The organism is Pseudomonas sp. WS 5078, assembly GCF_012985745.1.
GTDB classification, from domain to species: domain Bacteria; phylum Pseudomonadota; class Gammaproteobacteria; order Pseudomonadales; family Pseudomonadaceae; genus Aquipseudomonas; species Aquipseudomonas lundensis_A.
In genome coordinates this window covers 1-1,159 of the sequence record NZ_JAAQWX010000037.1, presented here as the reverse complement: position 1 = coordinate 1,159, position 1,159 = coordinate 1, and the positions used below count along the sequence as shown (strand labels likewise).

The following is a 1,159-nucleotide window of genomic DNA, read 5'->3' as shown; positions in this document are numbered from 1 at the left end:
GCAGCCTCTCGTTGTTGTAAAACCCAACGATGTATTCAGTGATGTCGCGTATCGCTTCGGCGTGGTTGGCGTAATCGCGCCGCCATACCCGCTCCATTTTCAAACTCAGGAAAAAGCGTTCCATCACTGAATTGTCCCAGCAGTTACCTTTGCGGCTCATGCTTTGCCGCATGGCATTTCTTGCCAGCAACGATCTGTAGCTCGCGCTGGCGTATTGGCTGCCGCGATCCGAGTGGGCGATCAGCCCAGGTGGCGGTTGACGCTGAGCAACCGCCAACTGCATTGCACTGCACACCAGTTCAGCCGGCATGTTCGGGGCCATGGACCAGCCCACTATCTTGCGTGAGAACAAGTCCAGCACCACGGCCAGGTACAACCAACCGCTACGAGTCCGGATATAGGTAATGTCTGCCACCCAGGCTTTGTTCGCCGCCTCGGGTTCAAATTGGCGATTCAATACATTTTCAGCAATCGGCAGGTCATGCTTGCTATCGGTTGTGTGCACAAACTTACGCTTCCAGGCCGAACGCAGGCCATTAGCGCGCATCAAGCGACGAATTTTATAAAGGCCTATTTCCATGCCCTTGGCGCGTAACGCTTTACGCAACGGGCGACTGCCATAACAGCCGCCACTCGCGGCAAACGATGCCTTGAGTTGCAGAGCCACAGGACAAATTGAAGCTCGCGCTTCAGCACGCTTGTTGGCTTCGTAGAACCCGGATCGACTGATGCCCAGCAGCCGACAGACATGCGCCACCGAATAAGCCTTCTGTTGCAGTTGCCGAACCAAGCGATACGCTACTTCAGCTCGCGGGCAAAGAAGGCGGTGGCTTTTTTTAATACATCGTTATCCATCTTGAGCTGGCGATTTTCCTGCTCCAACTGCCGGATGCGCTGCTGCTCGGATGTTAGCGGCTTACCGATCCCAGCCTGTCCCAAGTGCTCCGCCTCATACTGTTGAACCCAGCGCCGGACAGCGGTCTCACCAATATTCAGGTCACGGCAGACCTGCGGAACGGCCAGTCCCTGGTCCTTGATCATCTTTACGACCTGCAGCTTGAAGCTGTCGTCGAATGTCCTGCGTTTGCCAGTCATGAAAAACTCCTCGATAGATGCATTCTCCACCTATCGAGGTGTCCGGGGAAATTAGACCACTGCA

The 1,159-nt window shown here is 55.1% G+C and carries 1 protein-coding gene; it reads right to left on the bottom strand.

Annotation, left to right across the window (positions count from 1 at the left end; all coding sequences use genetic code 11):
• Positions 1 to 1,095 (bottom strand): IS3 family transposase gene (locus tag HBN68_RS21935; RefSeq protein ID WP_262373589.1). Its coding sequence is split into 2 segments (ribosomal slippage), with 1,096 coding nucleotides annotated over them: positions 1 to 840 and positions 840 to 1,095; the frame shifts between segments, so codons are not numbered across the junction. This gene is flagged as partial in the annotation.
• Positions 1,096 to 1,159: the final 64 nt, after the last annotated feature.